The 17,637-nt window shown below is 63.9% G+C and carries 20 protein-coding genes; 9 read left to right on the top strand and 11 right to left on the bottom strand.

Annotated features, from left to right (window positions below):
* The first annotated feature begins 36 nt into the window (after nt 1-36).
* The 3 genes from ACZ5WT_RS05375 (at nt 37) to ACZ5WT_RS05365 (ending at nt 3,484) form a co-directional block, all read left to right on the top strand.
* Complete coding sequence (locus ACZ5WT_RS05375) at nt 37-966, top strand: tyrosine recombinase XerC (RefSeq protein ID WP_464286350.1); 930 nt, start codon at nt 37-39, stop codon at nt 964-966.
* 220 nt (nt 967-1,186) lie between these two features.
* Nucleotides 1,187-2,128, top strand: a complete 942-nt coding sequence (locus ACZ5WT_RS05370; protein ID WP_464286349.1) for a DMT family transporter — start codon at nt 1,187-1,189, stop codon at nt 2,126-2,128.
* Between the two features lie 84 nt (nt 2,129-2,212).
* Nucleotides 2,213-3,484, top strand: a complete 1,272-nt coding sequence (locus ACZ5WT_RS05365) for a hypothetical protein (RefSeq protein ID WP_464286348.1) — start codon at nt 2,213-2,215, stop codon at nt 3,482-3,484.
* Nucleotides 3,485-3,603: 119 nt separating this feature from the next.
* On the opposite strand, the gene ACZ5WT_RS05360 is transcribed toward ACZ5WT_RS05365, so the two are convergent.
* The 7 genes from ACZ5WT_RS05360 to sdhC are packed head-to-tail and all read right to left on the bottom strand — an operon-like array spanning nt 3,604 to nt 8,293.
* Nucleotides 3,604-4,386 carry a succinate dehydrogenase iron-sulfur subunit gene (locus ACZ5WT_RS05360; RefSeq protein ID WP_464286347.1) on the bottom strand — a complete coding sequence of 261 codons (783 nt, stop codon included), beginning with the start codon at nt 4,384-4,386 and terminating at the stop codon, nt 3,604-3,606.
* A gap of 43 nt (nt 4,387-4,429) precedes the next feature.
* Entirely contained in the window at nt 4,430-4,720 is a 291-nt protein-coding gene (locus tag ACZ5WT_RS05355) for a hypothetical protein (protein WP_464286346.1), read from the bottom strand.
* Between the two features lie 11 nt (nt 4,721-4,731).
* Complete coding sequence (locus ACZ5WT_RS05350; RefSeq protein ID WP_464286345.1) at nt 4,732-5,271, bottom strand: AprI/Inh family metalloprotease inhibitor; 540 nt, start codon at nt 5,269-5,271, stop codon at nt 4,732-4,734.
* Nucleotides 5,268-5,699: a DUF3052 domain-containing protein gene (locus ACZ5WT_RS05345; protein ID WP_464286344.1), complete on the bottom strand. Its 432-nt coding sequence runs from the start codon at nt 5,697-5,699 to the stop codon at nt 5,268-5,270. The genes ACZ5WT_RS05350 and ACZ5WT_RS05345 overlap by 4 nt, the downstream gene beginning before the upstream one ends.
* Nucleotides 5,699-7,510, bottom strand: coding sequence for a succinate dehydrogenase flavoprotein subunit (gene sdhA / locus ACZ5WT_RS05340; RefSeq protein ID WP_464286343.1), 1,812 nt, complete (start codon nt 7,508-7,510; stop codon nt 5,699-5,701). The genes ACZ5WT_RS05345 and sdhA overlap by 1 nt, the downstream gene beginning before the upstream one ends.
* 4 nt (nt 7,511-7,514) lie before the next feature.
* Entirely contained in the window at nt 7,515-7,907 is a 393-nt protein-coding gene (sdhD, locus tag ACZ5WT_RS05335) for a succinate dehydrogenase, hydrophobic membrane anchor protein (RefSeq protein ID WP_464286342.1), read from the bottom strand.
* Nucleotides 7,907-8,293, bottom strand: a complete 387-nt coding sequence (gene sdhC / locus ACZ5WT_RS05330) for a succinate dehydrogenase, cytochrome b556 subunit (RefSeq protein WP_464286341.1) — start codon at nt 8,291-8,293, stop codon at nt 7,907-7,909. The genes sdhD and sdhC overlap by 1 nt, the downstream gene beginning before the upstream one ends.
* 291 nt (nt 8,294-8,584) lie before the next feature.
* Between sdhC and ACZ5WT_RS05325 the strand changes: the two genes are divergently transcribed.
* Both ACZ5WT_RS05325 and ACZ5WT_RS05320 read left to right on the top strand, forming a co-directional pair.
* The gene (locus ACZ5WT_RS05325) at nt 8,585-9,169 is read left to right on the top strand and encodes an NUDIX domain-containing protein (RefSeq protein WP_464286340.1); all 585 of its coding nucleotides are present in this window, start codon (nt 8,585-8,587) and stop codon (nt 9,167-9,169) included.
* A gap of 74 nt (nt 9,170-9,243) precedes the next feature.
* On the top strand, nt 9,244-11,223 hold the full coding sequence (locus ACZ5WT_RS05320; protein ID WP_464286339.1) for a methyl-accepting chemotaxis protein: 1,980 nt from the start codon (nt 9,244-9,246) through the stop codon (nt 11,221-11,223).
* On the opposite strand, the gene ACZ5WT_RS05315 is transcribed toward ACZ5WT_RS05320, so the two are convergent.
* Entirely contained in the window at nt 11,220-11,426 is a 207-nt protein-coding gene (locus ACZ5WT_RS05315) for a DUF1737 domain-containing protein (RefSeq protein ID WP_464286338.1), read from the bottom strand. The genes ACZ5WT_RS05320 and ACZ5WT_RS05315 overlap by 4 nt on opposite strands.
* Before the next feature lie 72 nt (nt 11,427-11,498).
* Here ACZ5WT_RS05315 and ACZ5WT_RS05310 point away from each other — a divergent pair, with 72 nt between their 5' ends.
* From ACZ5WT_RS05310 to ACZ5WT_RS05300, 3 genes are all read left to right on the top strand, one after another.
* Nucleotides 11,499-12,140 carry a carbonic anhydrase gene (locus ACZ5WT_RS05310; protein WP_464287152.1) on the top strand — a complete coding sequence of 214 codons (642 nt, stop codon included), beginning with the start codon at nt 11,499-11,501 and terminating at the stop codon, nt 12,138-12,140.
* A 383-nt stretch (nt 12,141-12,523) separates the two neighbouring features.
* Nucleotides 12,524-12,772, top strand: a complete 249-nt coding sequence (locus ACZ5WT_RS05305) for an EF-hand domain-containing protein (RefSeq protein WP_464286337.1) — start codon at nt 12,524-12,526, stop codon at nt 12,770-12,772.
* 106 nt (nt 12,773-12,878) lie between these two features.
* The gene (locus ACZ5WT_RS05300; RefSeq protein ID WP_464286336.1) at nt 12,879-13,133 is read left to right on the top strand and encodes an EF-hand domain-containing protein; all 255 of its coding nucleotides are present in this window, start codon (nt 12,879-12,881) and stop codon (nt 13,131-13,133) included.
* A 45-nt stretch (nt 13,134-13,178) separates the two neighbouring features.
* On the opposite strand, the gene ACZ5WT_RS05295 is transcribed toward ACZ5WT_RS05300, so the two are convergent.
* The 3 genes from ACZ5WT_RS05295 to ACZ5WT_RS05285 form a co-directional block, all read right to left on the bottom strand.
* Nucleotides 13,179-14,042: an EamA family transporter gene (locus tag ACZ5WT_RS05295; RefSeq protein ID WP_464286335.1), complete on the bottom strand. Its 864-nt coding sequence runs from the start codon at nt 14,040-14,042 to the stop codon at nt 13,179-13,181.
* Entirely contained in the window at nt 14,042-14,917 is an 876-nt protein-coding gene (locus ACZ5WT_RS05290) for an EamA family transporter (RefSeq protein ID WP_464286334.1), read from the bottom strand. The genes ACZ5WT_RS05295 and ACZ5WT_RS05290 overlap by 1 nt, the downstream gene beginning before the upstream one ends.
* A gap of 140 nt (nt 14,918-15,057) precedes the next feature.
* Nucleotides 15,058-16,104, bottom strand: coding sequence for an aspartate-semialdehyde dehydrogenase (locus ACZ5WT_RS05285; RefSeq protein ID WP_464286333.1), 1,047 nt, complete (start codon nt 16,102-16,104; stop codon nt 15,058-15,060).
* A 398-nt stretch (nt 16,105-16,502) separates the two neighbouring features.
* Between ACZ5WT_RS05285 and ACZ5WT_RS05280 the strand changes: the two genes are divergently transcribed.
* Complete coding sequence (locus tag ACZ5WT_RS05280) at nt 16,503-17,600, top strand: outer membrane protein (RefSeq protein WP_464286332.1); 1,098 nt, start codon at nt 16,503-16,505, stop codon at nt 17,598-17,600.
* Nucleotides 17,601-17,637: the final 37 nt, after the last annotated feature.

The following is a 17,637-nucleotide window of genomic DNA, read 5'->3' as shown; positions in this document are numbered from 1 at the left end:
AAGGATGGGTTTACCATGCGGGCGGAGAGTGCGGGCATGGTCGATTCCGCCTTTGCTACCGACGAATTCGTGCGTGCCCAGATTTCCGCCTGGCAGCGGGAGCTCGGCGCGGTGCGGCGCCTCGCGGACAATACGCTCGAGGCCTATACCCGCGATGTCGACCAGTTCCTGAATTTTCTCGCCGGGCACACCGGCGGCGCGGTAACGCTGACCACGCTCAAGCAATTGCGCGGCGCTGATATCCGCGCCTTCATGGCGGTTCGGCGCAGCGAAACGCTGGGCTCGCGATCGCTGGCGCGGGTGCTGTCGGCTCTCAAGAGCTTCTTCCGGTATCTGGAGCGCGAGGGCATCGTTGCCAGCGCGGCGCTCGATGTTGTGCGCACGCCGAAACTGCCAAAATCGCTGCCTAAGGCGCTCACCGTGATCGAGGCGCGCCAGACCATCACCGAAGTGGACGAGATGGAAGAGCGGCCATGGGTGGCGGCGCGCGACATGGCGGTGCTTTCGCTTTGCTACGGGGCGGGCCTGCGTATTTCCGAAGCCCTGGCGCTGACCCGGGGCGATCTCGAGGGCGAGGCGCTGCGCGTCACCGGCAAGGGCGGCAAGCTGCGGCTGGTGCCGCTCATCGAGGCAGTGCGCAAGGCTGTCGCCCTCTATCTCGAACTCAGCCCGTTTAACCTCGCGCCCGATGAACCACTGTTTCGCGGCGTGCAGGGCGGGGTGCTGTCGCCAAGGCTGATTCAGATGCGGGTGGTGCAGTTGCGCTCGGCGCTGGGCCTGCCGCAATCGGCTACGCCCCATGCGCTGCGCCACTCCTTCGCCACGCACCTTTTGGGCCGGGGCGGCGACCTGCGCGCCATCCAGGAACTGCTGGGCCATGCCAGCCTCTCGACCACCCAGATCTATACGGCGGTGGATACTGACCTGCTGCTGGAAAGCTACCGCAAGGCCCATCCGCGCGGCTGAGCCTGCGTCTGCCGAACCGAATCAGGGCAATCCGGCCTTGTCAGGCTTCATCGGGGCGGGCTACCAAATAGCCATGCACTCGCGCGCAACCACTCTTCTTGCGATTCTTCTTTCTGGCTCCCTTCGGGACCGGAGCGAGCGCTGACGTCCAGCCTTTCGTTTTTCCGGTCCGCCACTGGCGGTCGGTGACTGGCGTGGCGGACCTCTCAGGAACCGCCGCATGTCCACCATGACAATGACTTCCAAGAGCGATCCCGTCGGCTATGCCTATGCCGTGGCGGGCGCCGTGCTGTTTTCCACCAAGGGCATTTTCATCAAGCTTGCCTATGGGCAGGGCGTTTCCACCGAGATGCTGCTCAGCCTGCGCATGCTGGTGGCGCTGCCGGTCTATCTCGTCATTCTGATGACCCTCCTGCGCGATGGCGGGCTGCGCAGCCGGCTGAGCCCGCCTGTGGTGCTGGTCAGCATGGCGGTTGGCATGCTGGGCTATTACCTGTCGAGCTATCTCGATTTCCTCGGCCTCAATTATCTCACCGCGCAATATGAGCGGCTGGTGCTGTTCACCTATCCGTTCTTCGTGGTGCTGTTCGGAGTGTGGTTCTTCCGCGAGCGCATGGCCTGGGGCGTGGTACCGCCCATGCTGCTGAGCTATGCCGGGCTCGTGGTGATCTTCGGCTGGAACCTGGCGGTCAATCCCGACGGGCTGGTCATCGGCACTCTGCTGGTGCTGGGTTCGGCCATCACCTTTGCGCTCTACCAGCACCTGGCCAAGCGGCAGATGCTGGTGCTGGGCTCGGCGCTGTTCACCTGCATCGCCATGTCGACGGCCGGCGTTTGTGCAATTGTACAGAACCTGGTGCTGGCGGGGCCTAGCAGCTACCTGGCGCTGACACCTGAAATCTGGGCCTATGGGCTGGCGCTGGGCGTGCTGGGCACCGTGCTGCCGAGCTTCCTGATGAATGCCGGCATGGCCCGTATCGGGGCGCGCGCCACCTCTTCGACGGCGGCTTTCGGTCCGGTGGTGACGATTATTTTCGCCGTGATCATTTTGTCCGAGCCGTTCACGGTCTATCACGGCATCGGTACGGTGCTGGTGCTGGTCGGGTCATACCTGTTCACCCGGGCCGAGAGGCGGGCGCGCGAAAGCGCGCTGGCCAGCTAATTCCTTTGGCGAGGCTTTTGGCTGCCGCAAAGGCGCTATAAAGTCCTGCAAGGACTTGCTGCAACATCTGGGAAGGGTCAACCGATGAGCGTGTTCAAGAATCTTATGGGCGGGGCCGCATTGGGCCTGCTGCTGGCAAGCACTTTGTCTGCGCCGGCCATGGCGCAGGGCAAGACCGGCAATACGCCGGCGGCCTCGATCGATTTTGGCGATGACAGTGGCGAATGGACCAAGGACGGCGAGTGCGACGATCCGCGTTTCGTGGGTTCTGGCATGGCGTCCGAGCTGGTCGATGCCGACCTGCTCAAGGACGCCACCGATTGCCGCGCGGCCTATGAGGCCGGCACGATCACGCTGCAGGACGAGGGCGCGAACACCGCCGCCATCGATTTTGGCGACGACACCGGCGAGTGGTCCAAGGACGGGGAATGCGACGATCCGCGTTTCGTGGGTTCGGGCATGGCGTCTGAACTGGTCGATGCCGATCTGCTGAAAGACGCCACCGACTGCCGCACCGCCTATGAAGCCGGCACGATCACCCTCAAGGATGGCCCCGCCACTGCAGCAGATGTCGCCGCGACGGAGATCGACTTCGGCGATGACAGCAGCCGCTGGGCCAAGGACGGCGAATGCGATGACCCGCGCTTCAAGGGCAGGGGCTCGGCATCGGAGCTGGTCGATTCGGACCTGTTCAAGGATGCCACCGATTGCCAGGCCGCCTACGACGCTGGCACCGTGACCTATGTCGGTGACGATACGGCCTCGGCCGGTACCATCGACTACGGCAATGACAGCAGCCGCTGGTCCAAGGACGGCTCCTGCGATGATCCGCGCTTCACCGGCTCGGGTGTTTCGCGCAAGCTGCTCGACGAGGATATCGGTCGTGATGCCACCGACTGCCGCGCGGCCGTCGAGTCCGGCACGGCCAGCTTTGTCGGCGGCAATGGGGTCCCCGCGGTGTTCGACTACGGCTCCAACACCTCGGCCTATGCCAATGACGACGAATGCGATGACCCGCGCTTCTATGGCCCGGGCACCGACAAGAAGCTGCTGAGCGACGACATGTATGGCGACGCCAATGACTGCAAGGCGCTGGAAGAGCAGGGCCAGGTCAGCATCCGCAAGGTCTACACGGTCGAATATGCCGCCGGTGCGCCCTATGACAGCAGCCATATCGACTTCGGCGACAACAGCTCGAGCTATTCGGACGACGACATGTGCGACGATCCGCGCTTCGAAGGCCCGGGCGCCGCTTCGGTGCTGCTCGACAGCGACCTCGAACACGACAGCGCCGACTGCAAGGCCGCCTACGAGGCCGGCACGATCATCCTGATCACCGAGGCCATGGACGACTAGGCTTCGCCTTTCAGATCATTCAAGCGGCGGACCTCGGTCCGCCGTTTTTGTTTTGCGCAGCTCAAACAGAAAGCCCGCCACCACGGTCGCGGGCTTTCTAAAATCCGGGGGCGACGGCCTCAGGCGGCCTTGCGCTCGACCATCATCTTCTTGATTTCGGCAATGGCCTTGGCCGGGTTCAGCCCCTTGGGGCAGACCTTGGCGCAGTTCATGATGGTGTGGCAGCGATAGAGCTTGAAGGGGTCCTCGAGGTCGTCGAGGCGCTCCTGGGTGGTCTCGTCGCGCGAATCGATCAGCCAGCGATAGGCCTGCAGCAGCGCGGCCGGGCCAAGATACTTTTCGCCATTCCACCAATAGCTCGGGCACGAGGTCGAGCAGCAGGCGCACAGGATGCACTCATAGAGCCCGTCCAGCTTGGCGCGCTCGGGCACGGACTGCTTCCACTCCTTTTCCGGGGTGGGCGAAGTGGTCTTGAGCCAGGGCTCGATCGCGCGGTGCTGCGCGTAGAAATTGGAAAGGTCCGGCACCAGATCCTTGACCACCGGCATGTGCGGCAGGGGATAGATCTTGATCGGGCCCGTCGAGTCATCCATGCCCTTGGTGCAGGCTAGGGTGTTGAGCCCGTTGATGTTCATCGAGCAGGAACCGCAGATACCCTCGCGGCACGAGCGGCGCAGTGTCAGGGTCGCGTCGACCTTGTTCTTGATCCACAGCAGGCCGTCCAGGATCATCGGGCCGCAATCGTCGAGGTCGACGAAATAGGTGTCGATGCGCGGATTGGCGGTCTGATCGGGGTCGTAGCGATAGACGTGGTATTCGCGCAGGCGCTTGGCGCCTTCCGGCTTGGGCCAGGTCTTGCCCTTGGCGGGCCGGTCGGCCTTGGGGAGCATCAGTTCGACCATTTTAGGTCCTTTCCTAAGTACCGCTCAACCGGCACAGAATGTCTTAGTAGTTCGGCTTGCAGACCTGGTTGCTCCGCGCGACATAGGCGTTGTAGGCCTTGAAATCGCTGGCGGCCGGGGCGCTGCCCTTCATCGATTTGATCACCACGCCCATGAAGCGGTCGTCGATCAGCGTCATGGCGGCGTCGGCCTTGCAGCCACACAGCTTGGCATCCTGGGCGATGCCCATGCACACGGCATAGAACTCGTCCTTCTGCGCGGCGCTGGGCGCGGCGGCAAAAGCGGTGGCGCCCGTGGAGAGCAGCAGCGCTGCGGCCAGAATGGCGTGCTTCATAATCCTGCCTCCTAGAACCCGCTGCGGCTGAGCCGCACGGCGTTCGGACCAAAAGTGGAATTGAACGTGCCGACATAGTCGCCCTTGGCATCGGCGACGAGTTGGCCCTGGATGCGGCCGGCATTGTCGGTAAGGGCAATACCCGATCCCGCGACCATCCATCCGGCCACGGCCGAAAAGTCGCTGGAGCAGAAGCCGGTCTGCTGGGCTTCGAGCGCGCCGCTGCTGCCCGCGAGCGGCGAGGCGCTCAGCGACAGCGTGCAGCGGCGGGCATAGTCATCGCCCAGCGTCCAGCGTCCGACCATCCCTCCGGCAAGGGCCGCATTGCCCGAGCCGATGGAGAAGCTGCCGCCGGTGACGACGCGCTGGCCGGTGGCCGGGTCGATCTGGCTGGTCGTGGTGGCAATGCCATTGCTGCCATAGGCGGCCTGCTGGGTCTGGCTGAAGCCGCCCCCGCCTACGGGCGCGCTGCTGCTGGCCGACATGCCGCCGGTGGTTTCGCAGCCGGCCAGAACCGCGGCGGCCGCCAATAGGATCAGAAAGCGATTCATCTCAATTCCTTGCGAATAACCAGCTTCAGGCCCGACCAGGTCTGGTCGACGGCGCAGACTTTGACATCGACGAGCCCCAGCGGCAGCACGACGGTCCGGATCACATCCTCGGTGATATCGGTCGCCAGCTTCGCCGCTTTCTTGGGCCAGCTCACCCAAATCATCCCATCGCGGGCGATCAGGTTCATCAGGCTTTGCGCCAGCGTTTCGAGCACCGCCCTTGCGCTGGTGAAGAGATGGATCACGTCATAACCGGGCGCGGCGGCGCCGAGCTGGTCTACGGTGATCCGGCTCGACTCCACGAATTGCCGCGAGGTGGCGAGATCGGCCAGCGAAACGGGCAGGTCGATGAACAGCACGCGCTGCCCATCTTTCAGCCCCAGCTTCTGCGCCAGGGGCGTGCCCGAATATCCGGCCGGATCGCTCATCAGTAGACGCGTGCCTTGGGCGCGATCTTCTTGAGCTCGATGCCGCCTTCGCTTTCCGGCGTCAGCGGGTCGAGGTGAACCGGGCGATAGCCGAGCCGGACGGCGCCGGTATCGGTGTCGATCCAGCTCAGCGTGTGCTTGCGCCAGTTCTCGTCGTCGCGGCTGGGGAAGTCCTCGTGGGCGTGGGCGCCGCGCGATTCCTTGCGCGCTTCGGCCGAAACCACGGTGACCATGGCGTTGGCCATGAGGTTTTCCAGCTCCAGCGTCTCCACCAGGTCCGAGTTCCAGATCAGCGAGCGGTCGGTGACCTTGACGTCGGCCAGCGTGCCGTAGATCTCGCTCATGCGCTTGACGCCCGAGACCAGCGATTCCGAGGTCCGGAACACCGCGGCGTCTTCCTGCATCGTGTGCTGCATGGCGTCACGAATCGTGGCGGTGGGGCGGCTGCCATTGGCGTTGCGCAGGCGGTCGAAGCGCGCCAGGATTTTGTCGTCCTGCGCCTTGTTGATGCCCGGGATCGGCGCTGCCTTGTCGATGACGTGGCCGGCGCGGATGGCGGCGGCGCGGCCGAACACCACCAGGTCGGTCAGCGAATTCGAGCCCAGGCGATTGGCGCCATGCACCGAGGCGCAGGCCGCTTCGCCCACGGCCATCAGGCCCGGCACGACGCGATCGGGATCGGCTTCGGTCGGGTTCAGCACTTCGCCATGATAATTGGCGGGGATGCCGCCCATATTATAGTGCACGGTCGGCAGCACCGGGATCGGTTCGCGGGTCAGGTCGACGCCGGCAAACACCTTGGCGCTCTCGGTAATGCCCGGCAGGCGCTCATGCAGCACCTTGGGGTCGAGGTGGTCGAGGTGCAGGTAGATGTGGTCCTTCTTGGGACCGACGCCGCGCCCTTCGCGGATTTCCAGCGTCATGCAGCGGCTGACGACGTCGCGCGAGGCCAGGTCCTTGGCATTGGGGGCATAGCGCTCCATGAAGCGCTCGCCTTCCGAATTGGTGAGATACCCGCCTTCGCCGCGCGCGCCCTCGGTGATGAGAACGCCGGCGCCATAGATGCCGGTGGGGTGGAACTGCACGAATTCCATGTCCTGCAGTGGCAGGCCAGCGCGCGCCACCATGCCATTGCCGTCGCCGGTGCAGGTATGGGCGGAGGTCGCCGAGAAATAGGAGCGGCCATAGCCGCCGGTGCCCAAAACCACGAGCTTGGCGCGGAAGCGATGCAGCGTGCCGTCGTCGAGTTTCCAGGCGATGATGCCCTGGCATTCCCCATTCTCGCCCATGATCAGGTCGAGCGCGAAATATTCGATGAAGAACTGCGCGTTGTGCTTGAGGCTCTGCCCATAGAGGGTGTGCAGGATGGCGTGGCCGGTGCGGTCGGCCGCGGCGCAGGTGCGCTGCACCGGCGGGCCGTCGCCGAATTCGGTCATGTGGCCGCCGAAGGGGCGCTGGTAGATCTTGCCATCCTGGGTGCGCGAGAATGGCACGCCGTAATGTTCCAGCTCATAGATGGCCGCCGGGGCTTCGCGCGCCAGATATTCCATGGCGTCATTGTCGCCCAGCCAGTCCGACCCCTTGACGGTGTCGTACATGTGCCACTTCCAGCTGTCGGGGCCCATATTCTGCAGCGAGGCGGCGATGCCGCCCTGCGCGGCCACGGTGTGGCTGCGGGTGGGGAAGACCTTGGTGATGCAGGCGGTGTTGAAACCCTGTTCAGCCATGCCGAGCGTGGCGCGCAGGCCCGCGCCACCGGCGCCAACCACCACCACGTCGAATTCGTGGTCGATGAGTTCGTATTGAGCCATCAGGCTAACCCCAGAAGACGAGCTTGAGAATGGCGCCGATACCGGCCAGCGCGATGATGATGCAGAACAGCGTGTTGAGCATCATCAGCAGCCGGTACATGGCGCCTGCGAAATAGTCCTCCAGCGTATCGCGCATGCCGTTGCGCATATGCACGGTCACGATGGCGAGGAGAACGGCGAGCGGCAGCCCGATCAGCGGATTGCCGAGCACGGCGACCATGTCGGGGCGATCCTGCCCGGCCAGCCGCACCACCACGAACAGCAGCAGCCCGATGAACAGCACGTTTACAGCGCCGGTCACCCGCTGGGTGATGAAGTGCCGGGTCGACGCCTTTGCGGCGCCGTACTTGGTCTTGGGATTGGCGATCATCTCGCGGGTAATAATTTCTTCGCGCATCACGCCACCCACACGAAAGCGGTCCAGACCAGCAGGGTCAGGACGATGGAGGCCACCAGGTTGGCCCAGGCCAGCATCTCGCGCTGTCCCGGTTCCATCATCTTGGCAAAGTCCCACACGAAGTGGCGCAGGCCGCCCAGCATGTGGTGCAGCAGCGACCAGGTATAGAGGAACAGCACCAGCTGGCCGAACCAGCTGCCATAGATGGCATTGACCACATTGAGCGGTTCCTGCCCGGCCGCGGCGGCGGCCAGCCAGATCACCAGCAGCACGGTGCCGGCATAGTTGGCGATGCCGGTGGCACGATGGGCGATCGACATCGCCATGGTGATGGTCCAGCGATAGATCTGCAGATGGGGGGATAGGGGTCGGGAGCGAACCGTCATGGAGCCTCGCTAGCGCGCGACAAGGCCGCCCGCAGTTTGGAATGGTTCGAGACTTCTAGCCTTCCGGTTCTGCAAATTGAAGCGGCGGCGGGCCACTTTTGGCGCACTCCGCACTTTGTTCGTATGGCGCACAGCATGTGCGGATTGCGGATGCCACGGGTTGCCCCGGAGCAGGGTATGGAAGGTGGAGGCGTCTGTTCCGCTGGCCGCCGGCGCGCAACATTTGACGCAAAGCAACTGGCCGGGCGGCGCGGTTTGCGGCATAGCTGCGCCAGCAATCGAGGAGAGGTCATGCAGGACACCATCACCATCAATAGCGTCACCCCGCTCGCCCATGACTGGGGGCGTCTCGATCGCTACGAGGTCACCCATGGCCGCCGCGACGGCACCAGCCAGACCGTGAACCGCGAAGTCTATGATCACGGCAGTGCCGCAGCGGTGCTGCTCTATGCGCCAGCCCAGCGCAGCGTCATCCTCACCCGCCAGTTCCGCCTGCCAGTCCACCTCAATGGCGATCCCGCCTGGCTGATCGAGGCCCCGGCCGGCCTGCTCGACGGCGAAGCGCCCGCCATTGCCGCGCGGCGCGAGGCCATCGAGGAAACCGGCTATGAGCCCGAGGCACTGCAATTCCTGTTCGACGCCTATATGAGCCCGGGTTCGCTGACCGAAAAATGCGCCTGCTTCATTGGCCGCTACACGCCGGGCAAGACGGTTGCGGCCGGCGGTGGGCTGCATGAAGAGGGCGAAGATATCGAGGTCTTCGAGCTGGGGCTCGATGAAGCGCTCGACATGATCGAGCTCGGCACCATCAACGACGGAAAAACAATCCTTATGCTGCAGGCACTTGCCTTGCGACTTGCGCAGGGCAAGTTCTGAGGCTCCGTTTGTTTGCGTATACGCCAAACTAACAAATAGCTGGCAAACAGGAGTGGAATTTAGGGACAATTCCAATGCGCCTGTTTTCCAGCGTCAATTCTCGTATCTTCGGTGCCTTCGGCATCCTGACCGCCATCCTCGTGGTGGTTTCGGCCGCCTCCATCGCCTTGATGGCCAATGCCGAGCACCTGTCTGCCAGCTTCCGTGCGCAGGCGCGCCAGACCCTGGAAATCAATGATTACCTGACCGACGTCCGCATCCTGGAACTGTCGCTGGCCAAATACCTGCTGGCGCCCAGCCCGGAGGGCGAGACCGCCGTCAACGTCATGATCGATGACGTGGCGACTACCGATGCCGATGGTGCGGCGCTGTTCAACGGCGATCCGGAATTCCTCGCCGGCATTGATGAAGTCACCGTGCTGGCCAATTCCTACCGCGATATCTTCGCCGAACTGGTGGCCGGCATTCCGCGCGGCATCATTGCGTCCAAGTCGCCCCAGGCCAAGGTTCTGGCGACCATGGGCCCGCAGATGAACGACGTCTATACCGCCATGGCCGACCGCATCGAGGCGGCCCAGAACGCGCTGGCCGACAATATTGCCCGCCAGGAACAGCTGCAGCTCCTCATCATCGGCGTGATCAGCGCCGTTGGCGTGCTGGCTGGCGCCGCACTGGCTTTGGTCACCGGCCGCTGGCTGAGTGGCACCTTCAACGGCCTCACCCGCACCATGGGCCAGCTGACCGCCGGCGAATACGACATCACCATCGAGGGCACCAAGGCGCAGAACGTGCTCGGCGAAATGGCCCGTGCGCTCGAAACCTTCCGCCTCAACGGCCAGCAGGTTGCCGCCGCCGATCGCGACAAGCTCGCCCGCGCCGCCGCAACCGCCGAACGGGCCGCCATGATGGCGCGCTTCCAGTCGGCCTTCGATCAGGTGATCGAAAAGGCCATGGCCGGCGACTTTACCGGCCGCATCGACGAACAGTTCGGCGATGCCGAGATCGACCGCATCGCCGCCAACCTCAATGGCATGCTCGAATCCATCCTGCAGGCGCTCAACGAAGCCGACCACGTGCTGGCGGCCCTCGCCATGGCCGACTTGCGCGAACGCATGGTCGGGGACTATCGCGGCGCCTTCGGCAAGCTCAAGTCCAGCACCAACAGCGTGGCCGACAAGCTCGACGACATCCTGCACCAGCTGCGCGAAACCTCGCGCAGCCTCAAGACCGCCACCGGGGAAATCCTGGCCGGCGCCAATGATCTCAGCGATCGCACCACCAAGCAGGCGGCCACCATCGAGGAAACCTCGGCGGCGATGGAGCAGATGTCCCACACCGTCAAGCTCAATGCCGACCGCGCCCACGATGCCAGCGGCGACGCCATGCGCGTGACCCAGATCGTGGAAGCCAGCAGCGTGGTCATGGGCAAGGCGACCGAGGCGATGGAGCGCATTTCCACCTCCTCCGCCAAGATCTCCAACATTATCGGGCTGATCGACGACGTGGCCTTCCAGACCAACCTGCTGGCGCTCAATGCGTCGGTCGAAGCGGCGCGCGCCGGTGATGCCGGCAAGGGCTTTGCGGTGGTGGCGGTGGAAGTGCGGCGCCTGGCCCAGTCAGCGGCGCAGGCCTCCTCGGACGTCAAGAAGCTGATCGAGGAAAGCGCCGGCGAAGTCCAGAGCGGCACCCGGCTGGTGGCCGACGTGGCCGGCCGCCTCGGCGAGATCATCGAAGGCGTGCGCCATTCGGCCAAGGTGATGGAGACCATTGCCTCCGACAGCCAGGAACAGGCTGCCGGCATCGGTCAGGTCAATGTGGCGGTGCGCCAGATGGACGAGATGACCCAGCAGAATGCGGCGCTGGTCGAGGAAATGAATGCCTCGATCGAGCAGACCGAGGGCCAGGCCAACCAGCTCGACGATATCGTCGCGACCTTTACCCTGAGCGATGTCCCGGTGGGGCAGGCCCAGGGTGAAAATTCCGGCAGCGGCGCGCGCGCCATGCTGAACAGGGTCAAGAACGCTGCGAAGTCCTATTTCGGCGCTGCCGCCTAATAGTCGACCAGCTTCTTGTCTGGATCATAGGGTTGATCGGGGGCCATGCGGGTAACTGCTTGGCCCGCTTTCATTTTCTTCTCAAAAGCGTCATAGGCATAGGTGGGCGAGCCATGCAGCTGCCAGCCCTCGCTGAGGGCCTTGGTGACCTTGTGGCAGAAGGCCGAGTCGTCCTGTCCGGTGAGAAAACGATAGATAATCATGCATGCCCCCAATGCGCGATGATGTGAATGCGCCTGTTGATCTCGGCCGTTCTTATCGATAATCGGTTGTGCATGCACCGGTTTCCTGAACACCTGCTGAACGGCCACGCCAACTTCATGGCAGGGCGCTATCTTAAGGAAAAGGATCGCTATCGCGATCTGGCGGCGTCGGGGCAGAACCCGTCGACAATGATCATTGCCTGCTGCGACAGTCGTGCCGCGCCGGAAATGATCTTCGATGCCGGCCCCGGCGAACTGTTCGTGCTGCGCAACGTTGCCAATCTGGTGCCTACCTATCAGCCCGACGGGGGCCAGCACGGCACCTCGGCCGGCATTGAATATGCGGTTAAGGCCCTGGGCATCGCCAATATCGTGATCATGGGCCACGGCCGCTGCGGTGGCATCCGCGCCACGCTGGCCGCCGACCAGAGCCCACTCGATTCGGGCGACTTCATCGGCAAGTGGATGAGCATGCTGGGTGGCCTGCCCGACCAGGTCGGCCAGAATGCCCTGATGACGGCGGCCGAGCGCGAGACCGCGCTCGAGCGCATCTCGATCCGCAATTCGATCAATAACCTGCGCACCTTCCCCTATGTGGCCCAGCTGGAGGCCGAGGGGAAGCTGGCCGTGCATGGCGCCTGGTTCGATATTTCGACCGGCGAGCTGTGGATCATGGACAATGAGAGCGGCGATTTCGTCCGCCCTCTGCTCTGATTTCACGCCCTCACTGAGCAGTTTCAATTTCGCCCGCCAAGTGCAGGAACGTGCGTTCACGCGCGCGTGATAGATAATATCGCCTGCAATACGCGCCGATTTCTTGGCAAAAAGAAAATACTACGGCGCGAGGCGGCCTGGATTCGCCAATCAACTCCACTTTAGAATGGTTAAAGCGCCGTATTCTTGTTGAATACACAGCGCCTCAATTCTGCCGATACTGCCCGCAATTTGCCTAACAATTTCCCGGTGGCGGTCTCGTTTCAGGCATGGGTGAGACACATTGCCAAACCATTGTCTGTCTCACGGGCCGCAGGAGAGCGGCTCGTCGGTAGCGGGATAACCCGACACCGTTTTCTCCCCAACATTGGAGCTCAACTCCCATGAAGAAGATCATTCTGTCGTCCCTCGTCGTACTCGGCCTGTCGACCGCTGCCTTCGCTCAGGCGGCCACCGACTTTGCCACTGTTGATGCCGATGCGAACGGCAGCGTCTCCCTGGCCGAAGCGCAGGTCGCTTGGCCTGACCTGACCGAAGATGCCTTCAAGGCAGCTGACGTCGATGCCAGCGGCGAGCTGTCGCTCGAAGAATATGACGCTCTGGTCGCGGCTGCTGCCAAGCCGGCCGCCTAAGGAGCGACGCCCGCCCAGCGCGGGCGTCCTAGAGGCCACCCCGCTCCATGCTGGGGTGGCCTTTCTGTTTTTGGCGCGCCCGCGGGCGCACTGACCGGAGTTTACAATGCGTAAGATTGCCCTGAGCCTGGCCGTTCTTGGCCTGACCGCCACCGCTGCCCTGGCGCAGACGCCCACCAGTTTTGCCGATGTCGATACTGACGCGAATGGTGAGCTGAGCTTTGCCGAGCTGGTGCTGATCTGGCCCGACCTGACGCAGGACGAATTCGACACCGCCGATCGCGATGTCAGTGGCGGGTTGACGGCCGACGAGCTCAATACGCTGCAGCCCTCCGCCCTTCCGGCGACTCCGGTGCAATAAACAGCGTTGCGCCGACGCAATGGCCGCCCCCGGGCGGCCATTGGCCTAAGATGAGGCGCGCGACCGCATCAGGGTTACTACCAGCCCGGCAATCACCAGTGCTGCGCCGCCCACTTCGGTGGGGGTGATGGTTTCGCCGAGCACCAGGCTCCCCGAGAGCAGGCCGACCACCGGCACCAGCAAGGAAAACGGCGCCACCAAAGCGGTGGGATGCCGCGCCAGCAGGCCGCTCCAGATCGCCCCGCCCATCAGGGTGGCGGGGAAAGCCAGATAGGCGAACATCACCACGTCGGTCCAATCGAAGTGGCGCAGGGCCGTGAGGATATCGGCCGGCCCCTCGAACCACAGCGACAGCGCCAGCAGCGGCAGCGGCGCCACCAGCGCGCCCCAGACGGTAAAGGCCACCGGATCGAACTTTCCCGCCTTCTTGGTCAGGATATTGGAGAGTCCCCAGGCAATGGCGGCCAGGATGCAGAGCAGGAACGGCCACAGCCCCGCGCCCTCGAGCCGCGTGCTGGCGATCACGGCAATGCCGGCAAAGGCCACCGCCGCGCCGATCAGCTGGAAGCGGTTGGGGCGCTCCCCCAGCAGCAGGAAGGCCAGCGCCATGGTGAAAAAGGCCTGCGTCTGCAGCACGAGCGAGCTCAAGCCGGCCGGCATGCCGAAGGCCATGGAAATATTGAGGAACCCGTAGAGCGCCACGCCGAACGACAGCCCGAATCCCACCAGCAGGCGCCAGTCGATGGCGGGCGGGCGGATGAAGAATACCAGCGGCACCGCGGCAATGAAGAAGCGCAGCGCGGCCGAGAACAGGGGCGGGAAGGCCTCGACGCTCAGCTTGATGACGGTAAAGTTGAAGCCCCACACCGCCACCACGAGCAGCGCCAGGCCGATATCACGAATGGGCATCAGGCACTCTTGAGGCGGGCATAGAGACGTGGGCCGAACACGTTGAGAATCAGCCCGAAGAAGATCAGCGCGCTGCCGAGCAGTTCGGGCGCGGTTACCGTCTCGCCCAGGAACGCATAGGCGGCGGCAAAGCCGACCACTGGCACCAGCAGCGAAAACGGCGCGACGAGGCTCGCCGGATAGCGCCCGAGCAGCACCGCCCACAGGCCATAGCCGATCAGCGTCGAGCCATAGCCGATGAACAGCACCGAACCCAGCGCCTGCAAGCTCATCGAAGGCAAAGCGAGCAGGGCGCCCGGCCCGTCAAATATCAGCGACAGCGCCAGCATGGGCAGCGGCGGAATGAGGCTTCCCCAGACTACGAAGGCCAGCATGTCGATCTTGCCGGCCGCCTTGGTGACGATATTGGAAATGCCCCAGAACAGTGCCGCCAGTACGGTCATCAGCAGCGGGCCGAGAATCGCGCCGCCCAGATGCTCCGAAGCGATGGCGCCCAGACCCAACAGCGCCAGCGCCGCACCGCCCAGCTGCAGCGGGGTCGGCCGTTCGCCGAGGAACATCGCTGCCAGCGCCAGGGTGAAGAACACCTGAATCTGCATAACGAGACTGGCCAGGCCCGCCGGCATGCCCAGCCGCACGGCGGTGAACAGCAGTCCGAATTGCAGCACGCCTACGCTCAGTCCATAGGCGAGCAGCAGGCCCCAGCTGACCTTGGGTTTGCGCAGGAAAAACACCGCTGGAACCGCGCAGCCGAGATAGCGCAGCGCGGTCAGCAGGAAGGGCGAGATTTCATCGACGCCCCATTTGATGGCAACGAAATTGATGCCCCAGATGAGGACGACGAGCAGGGCAAGCGCAATGTCGCGGAGGGGCATGGGAACTACCGGTGGAGCAACACTCTATGTCGCCCAGAACTGGGTGTCATCCCGGCCTTGAGCCGGGATCCATCTCGAGGTCTCAGGATGGGCCCCGGCTCAAGGCCGGGGCGACACCGAGACATGTTAGGTGGCAGGTCTTAAGCCGCCTGGGCCGCGCGGGGCTTGAGGCCGCGGGCGATCAGTTCTTCGGCGATCTGCACGGTGTTGAGCGCGGCGCCCTTGCGCAGGTTGTCCGACACCACCCAGAGGGCGAGGCCATTTTCGACCGTGTTGTCTTCGCGGATGCGCGACACGAAGGTGTCGTATTCACCCACCGATTCCACCGGGGTGGCATAGCCGCCCGGTTCACGCTTATCGAGCACTGAGATGCCCGGGGCTTCGCGCAGCGCGTCGCGGGCTTCGTCGGCCGAGATCGGGTTCTCGAACTCGATGTTGACGGCTTCCGAGTGCCCCACGAAGACCGGCACGCGCACGGCGGTGCAGGTCACCTTGATCTTGGGATCGAGGATCTTCTTGGTCTCAGCCAGCACCTTCCACTCTTCCTTGGTATAGCCGTCTTCCATGAACACATCGATGTGCGGGATGACGTTGAAGGCGATCTGCTTGGGGAACTTGCCGGGGGTCGCGGTGTCGTTGACGAAAATGCCCTTGGTCTGGTTCCACAGCTCGTCGATGCCGTCCTTGCCGGCGCCGGAAACCGACTGGTAGGTCGAGACGACGACGCGCTTGATCTTGGCCAGGTCGTGCAGGGGCTTGAGCGCCACCACCAGCTGGGCGGTCGAGCAATTGGGGTTGGCAATGATATTGGTGCGGTTGGCGTCGGCCAGCCAGCGGTCGAGCACATTGCCGTTCACTTCCGGCACCACCAGCGGCACGTCGGCGTGATAGCGCCAGTAGCTGGAATTATCGATGACGATAGCGCCCGAGGCGGCGATACGCGGCGCCAGTTCCTTGGACAGGGTGCCACCAGCCGACATGATGGCGAAATCGACGCCGGCAAAATCGAAATCGTCGAGGTTCTTGGCCTTGAGGATCTTGTCGCCATAGGAGATTTCACGGCCGATCGAGCGCGAGGAGGCGAGAGCGATCACCTCGTCGGCAGGAAACTTGCGTTCGGCCAGAATGTTGAGAACTTCGCGGCCCACATTGCCCGTGGCCCCGACTACAGCGACGCGATAACCCATTTTGGACTCCAGTCCCTTACCATTTCCGCCCCCGCGCGATCGATGATCGCGGCCATCCGGTTTGAAGCCTCTCCCCGTCGGGAGACGACCCGGGGAAAAGCGTCAGGCGGTTTTGGTGATTTTGGTGGTTTTGGTCATGAATGCAACGACGCCGCCGCCGGTAATCCGGAGCGTGGTCAGGTCGGCCATGTCGAAGGCGCTGTGCATCTAGTGACTGCTTTGGTTGAAAGCAGGACTTCTCATACTCTCAAATAGGAAAGAGTCAATCCGATTGCCGTTTGCGCGCCACGCTGGTGCCCAAATGCAACAAGAGTCGTGTTAAGGGATAATTAAGGTAGGAAATTGGTGGAGCCTTAGGGGGTTGGACGCGCAATGTGCCTGCGGATAAGGAACGGCCAATGGGCAAATTTGTGGGCATGATGGGTGGTGCGGCGCTGGCTATGCTGGCGACGAGCGCTCTCGCGCAAGACAATGCCCTTTATTTCAGCCCCCAGATGCAGGCCGACCTCACCGCCCCGAGCGCTTTTGACGGGCTTTACGCCGGCGTGCTGCTGGGGCCGATCTCGGCTCGCAAGAACAATTTCAGCACGGGTGGCGCCGATCTGCGCCCCGAATTTGGCGCGGTGGTCGGCTGGAACCAGCCGGTCATGCCGGGCGTCATGCCGGGCGTCGTGCTGGGCGGAGAAGTGCAGGGCAGTGTCGCCACCGATCTTGCCGGCTCGGCCTATCTGCGTGCCATGGCGCTGGCCCGGCTCGGCTTTGCTGCCGGCGACAATACCCTGATCTATCTGCTGGGCGGGGTCGGCAGTGTGGGCGGGCGCTGGGCCTATGAATTTGGCGCTGGCGCCGAAGTGGCGGTGGCCGAGGCACTGACGGTGCGGCTCGAAGCGGCCGGGATCGGCCAGCTGGGCGATCTGACGGCGCGCGCCAACATTCCCGCCATTTCGGCCATTCGCGTCACGTCGGGCCTGCTCTGGCAGCTCGATGGCGGCCCCGCTGCAACCGGGTTCAACAGCGGGCCGGTTACCGATTTCTCCGGCTTCTATGCCGGTATCAACCTGGGCGGCCTCACCGATCCGCAGTTCAATTTCTACAACGACAATGGGTTCGGCTGGCATCTCAGCCGCTTCGAAATTGGCGGCCTGGCCGGCTATAACCATGCGCTGAACGACACGTTCCGTGTCGGCGTCGAGGCCCAGCTGGGCTTCAATTTCGACACGTCGGGCGATTCCGGCATCGATGGCCTGGCGCTGGCCCGGGTCGGCGTCGTGCCCACTGAGGGCGTGCATGTCTATGCCGCGGCCGGGCTGGGGATGGTCGAGGCCCAGGCCAGCTATGCCTTTGGCGGCGGCGTCGACTATGCCCTTTGGGGCCAGGCGAGCCTGCGCGGCGAGGCCCTGCTGCTGGGGCGGCTCGACGGCGCGCCGGGCCTGACCGGGGTGGCGGGCCCCTCAAGCTCAAAGGTTACCATTGGCACGGTGTGGCACTTCGACTAAGAGCCTGCCTATCCCTCCCGGGGACCGCTGAAGGTGA

The sequence above is a fragment of the Devosia sp. T2-14 genome (assembly GCF_055397495.1).
Note: the sequence above shows the minus strand (reverse complement) of the source record. Positions and strands in the feature narration are given on the sequence as shown.

Coding starts and splice junctions, on each gene's coding strand:
- ACZ5WT_RS05375 (WP_464286350.1), top strand. CDS start 37: ATGGTCGATTCCGCCTTTGCTACCGACGAATTCGTGCGTGCCCAGATT.
- ACZ5WT_RS05370 (WP_464286349.1), top strand. CDS start 1,187: ATGTCCACCATGACAATGACTTCCAAGAGCGATCCCGTCGGCTATGCC.
- ACZ5WT_RS05365 (WP_464286348.1), top strand. CDS start 2,213: ATGAGCGTGTTCAAGAATCTTATGGGCGGGGCCGCATTGGGCCTGCTG.
- ACZ5WT_RS05360 (WP_464286347.1), bottom strand. CDS start 4,386: ATGGTCGAACTGATGCTCCCCAAGGCCGACCGGCCCGCCAAGGGCAAG.
- ACZ5WT_RS05355 (WP_464286346.1), bottom strand. CDS start 4,720: ATGAAGCACGCCATTCTGGCCGCAGCGCTGCTGCTCTCCACGGGCGCC.
- ACZ5WT_RS05350 (WP_464286345.1), bottom strand. CDS start 5,271: ATGAATCGCTTTCTGATCCTATTGGCGGCCGCCGCGGTTCTGGCCGGC.
- ACZ5WT_RS05345 (WP_464286344.1), bottom strand. CDS start 5,699: ATGAGCGATCCGGCCGGATATTCGGGCACGCCCCTGGCGCAGAAGCTG.
- sdhA (WP_464286343.1), bottom strand. CDS start 7,510: ATGGCTCAATACGAACTCATCGACCACGAATTCGACGTGGTGGTGGTT.
- sdhD (WP_464286342.1), bottom strand. CDS start 7,907: ATGCGCGAAGAAATTATTACCCGCGAGATGATCGCCAATCCCAAGACC.
- sdhC (WP_464286341.1), bottom strand. CDS start 8,293: ATGACGGTTCGCTCCCGACCCCTATCCCCCCATCTGCAGATCTATCGC.
- ACZ5WT_RS05325 (WP_464286340.1), top strand. CDS start 8,585: ATGCAGGACACCATCACCATCAATAGCGTCACCCCGCTCGCCCATGAC.
- ACZ5WT_RS05320 (WP_464286339.1), top strand. CDS start 9,244: ATGCGCCTGTTTTCCAGCGTCAATTCTCGTATCTTCGGTGCCTTCGGC.
- ACZ5WT_RS05315 (WP_464286338.1), bottom strand. CDS start 11,426: ATGATTATCTATCGTTTTCTCACCGGACAGGACGACTCGGCCTTCTGC.
- ACZ5WT_RS05310 (WP_464287152.1), top strand. CDS start 11,499: ATGCACCGGTTTCCTGAACACCTGCTGAACGGCCACGCCAACTTCATG.
- ACZ5WT_RS05305 (WP_464286337.1), top strand. CDS start 12,524: ATGAAGAAGATCATTCTGTCGTCCCTCGTCGTACTCGGCCTGTCGACC.
- ACZ5WT_RS05300 (WP_464286336.1), top strand. CDS start 12,879: ATGCGTAAGATTGCCCTGAGCCTGGCCGTTCTTGGCCTGACCGCCACC.
- ACZ5WT_RS05295 (WP_464286335.1), bottom strand. CDS start 14,042: ATGCCCATTCGTGATATCGGCCTGGCGCTGCTCGTGGTGGCGGTGTGG.
- ACZ5WT_RS05290 (WP_464286334.1), bottom strand. CDS start 14,917: ATGCCCCTCCGCGACATTGCGCTTGCCCTGCTCGTCGTCCTCATCTGG.
- ACZ5WT_RS05285 (WP_464286333.1), bottom strand. CDS start 16,104: ATGGGTTATCGCGTCGCTGTAGTCGGGGCCACGGGCAATGTGGGCCGC.
- ACZ5WT_RS05280 (WP_464286332.1), top strand. CDS start 16,503: ATGGGCAAATTTGTGGGCATGATGGGTGGTGCGGCGCTGGCTATGCTG.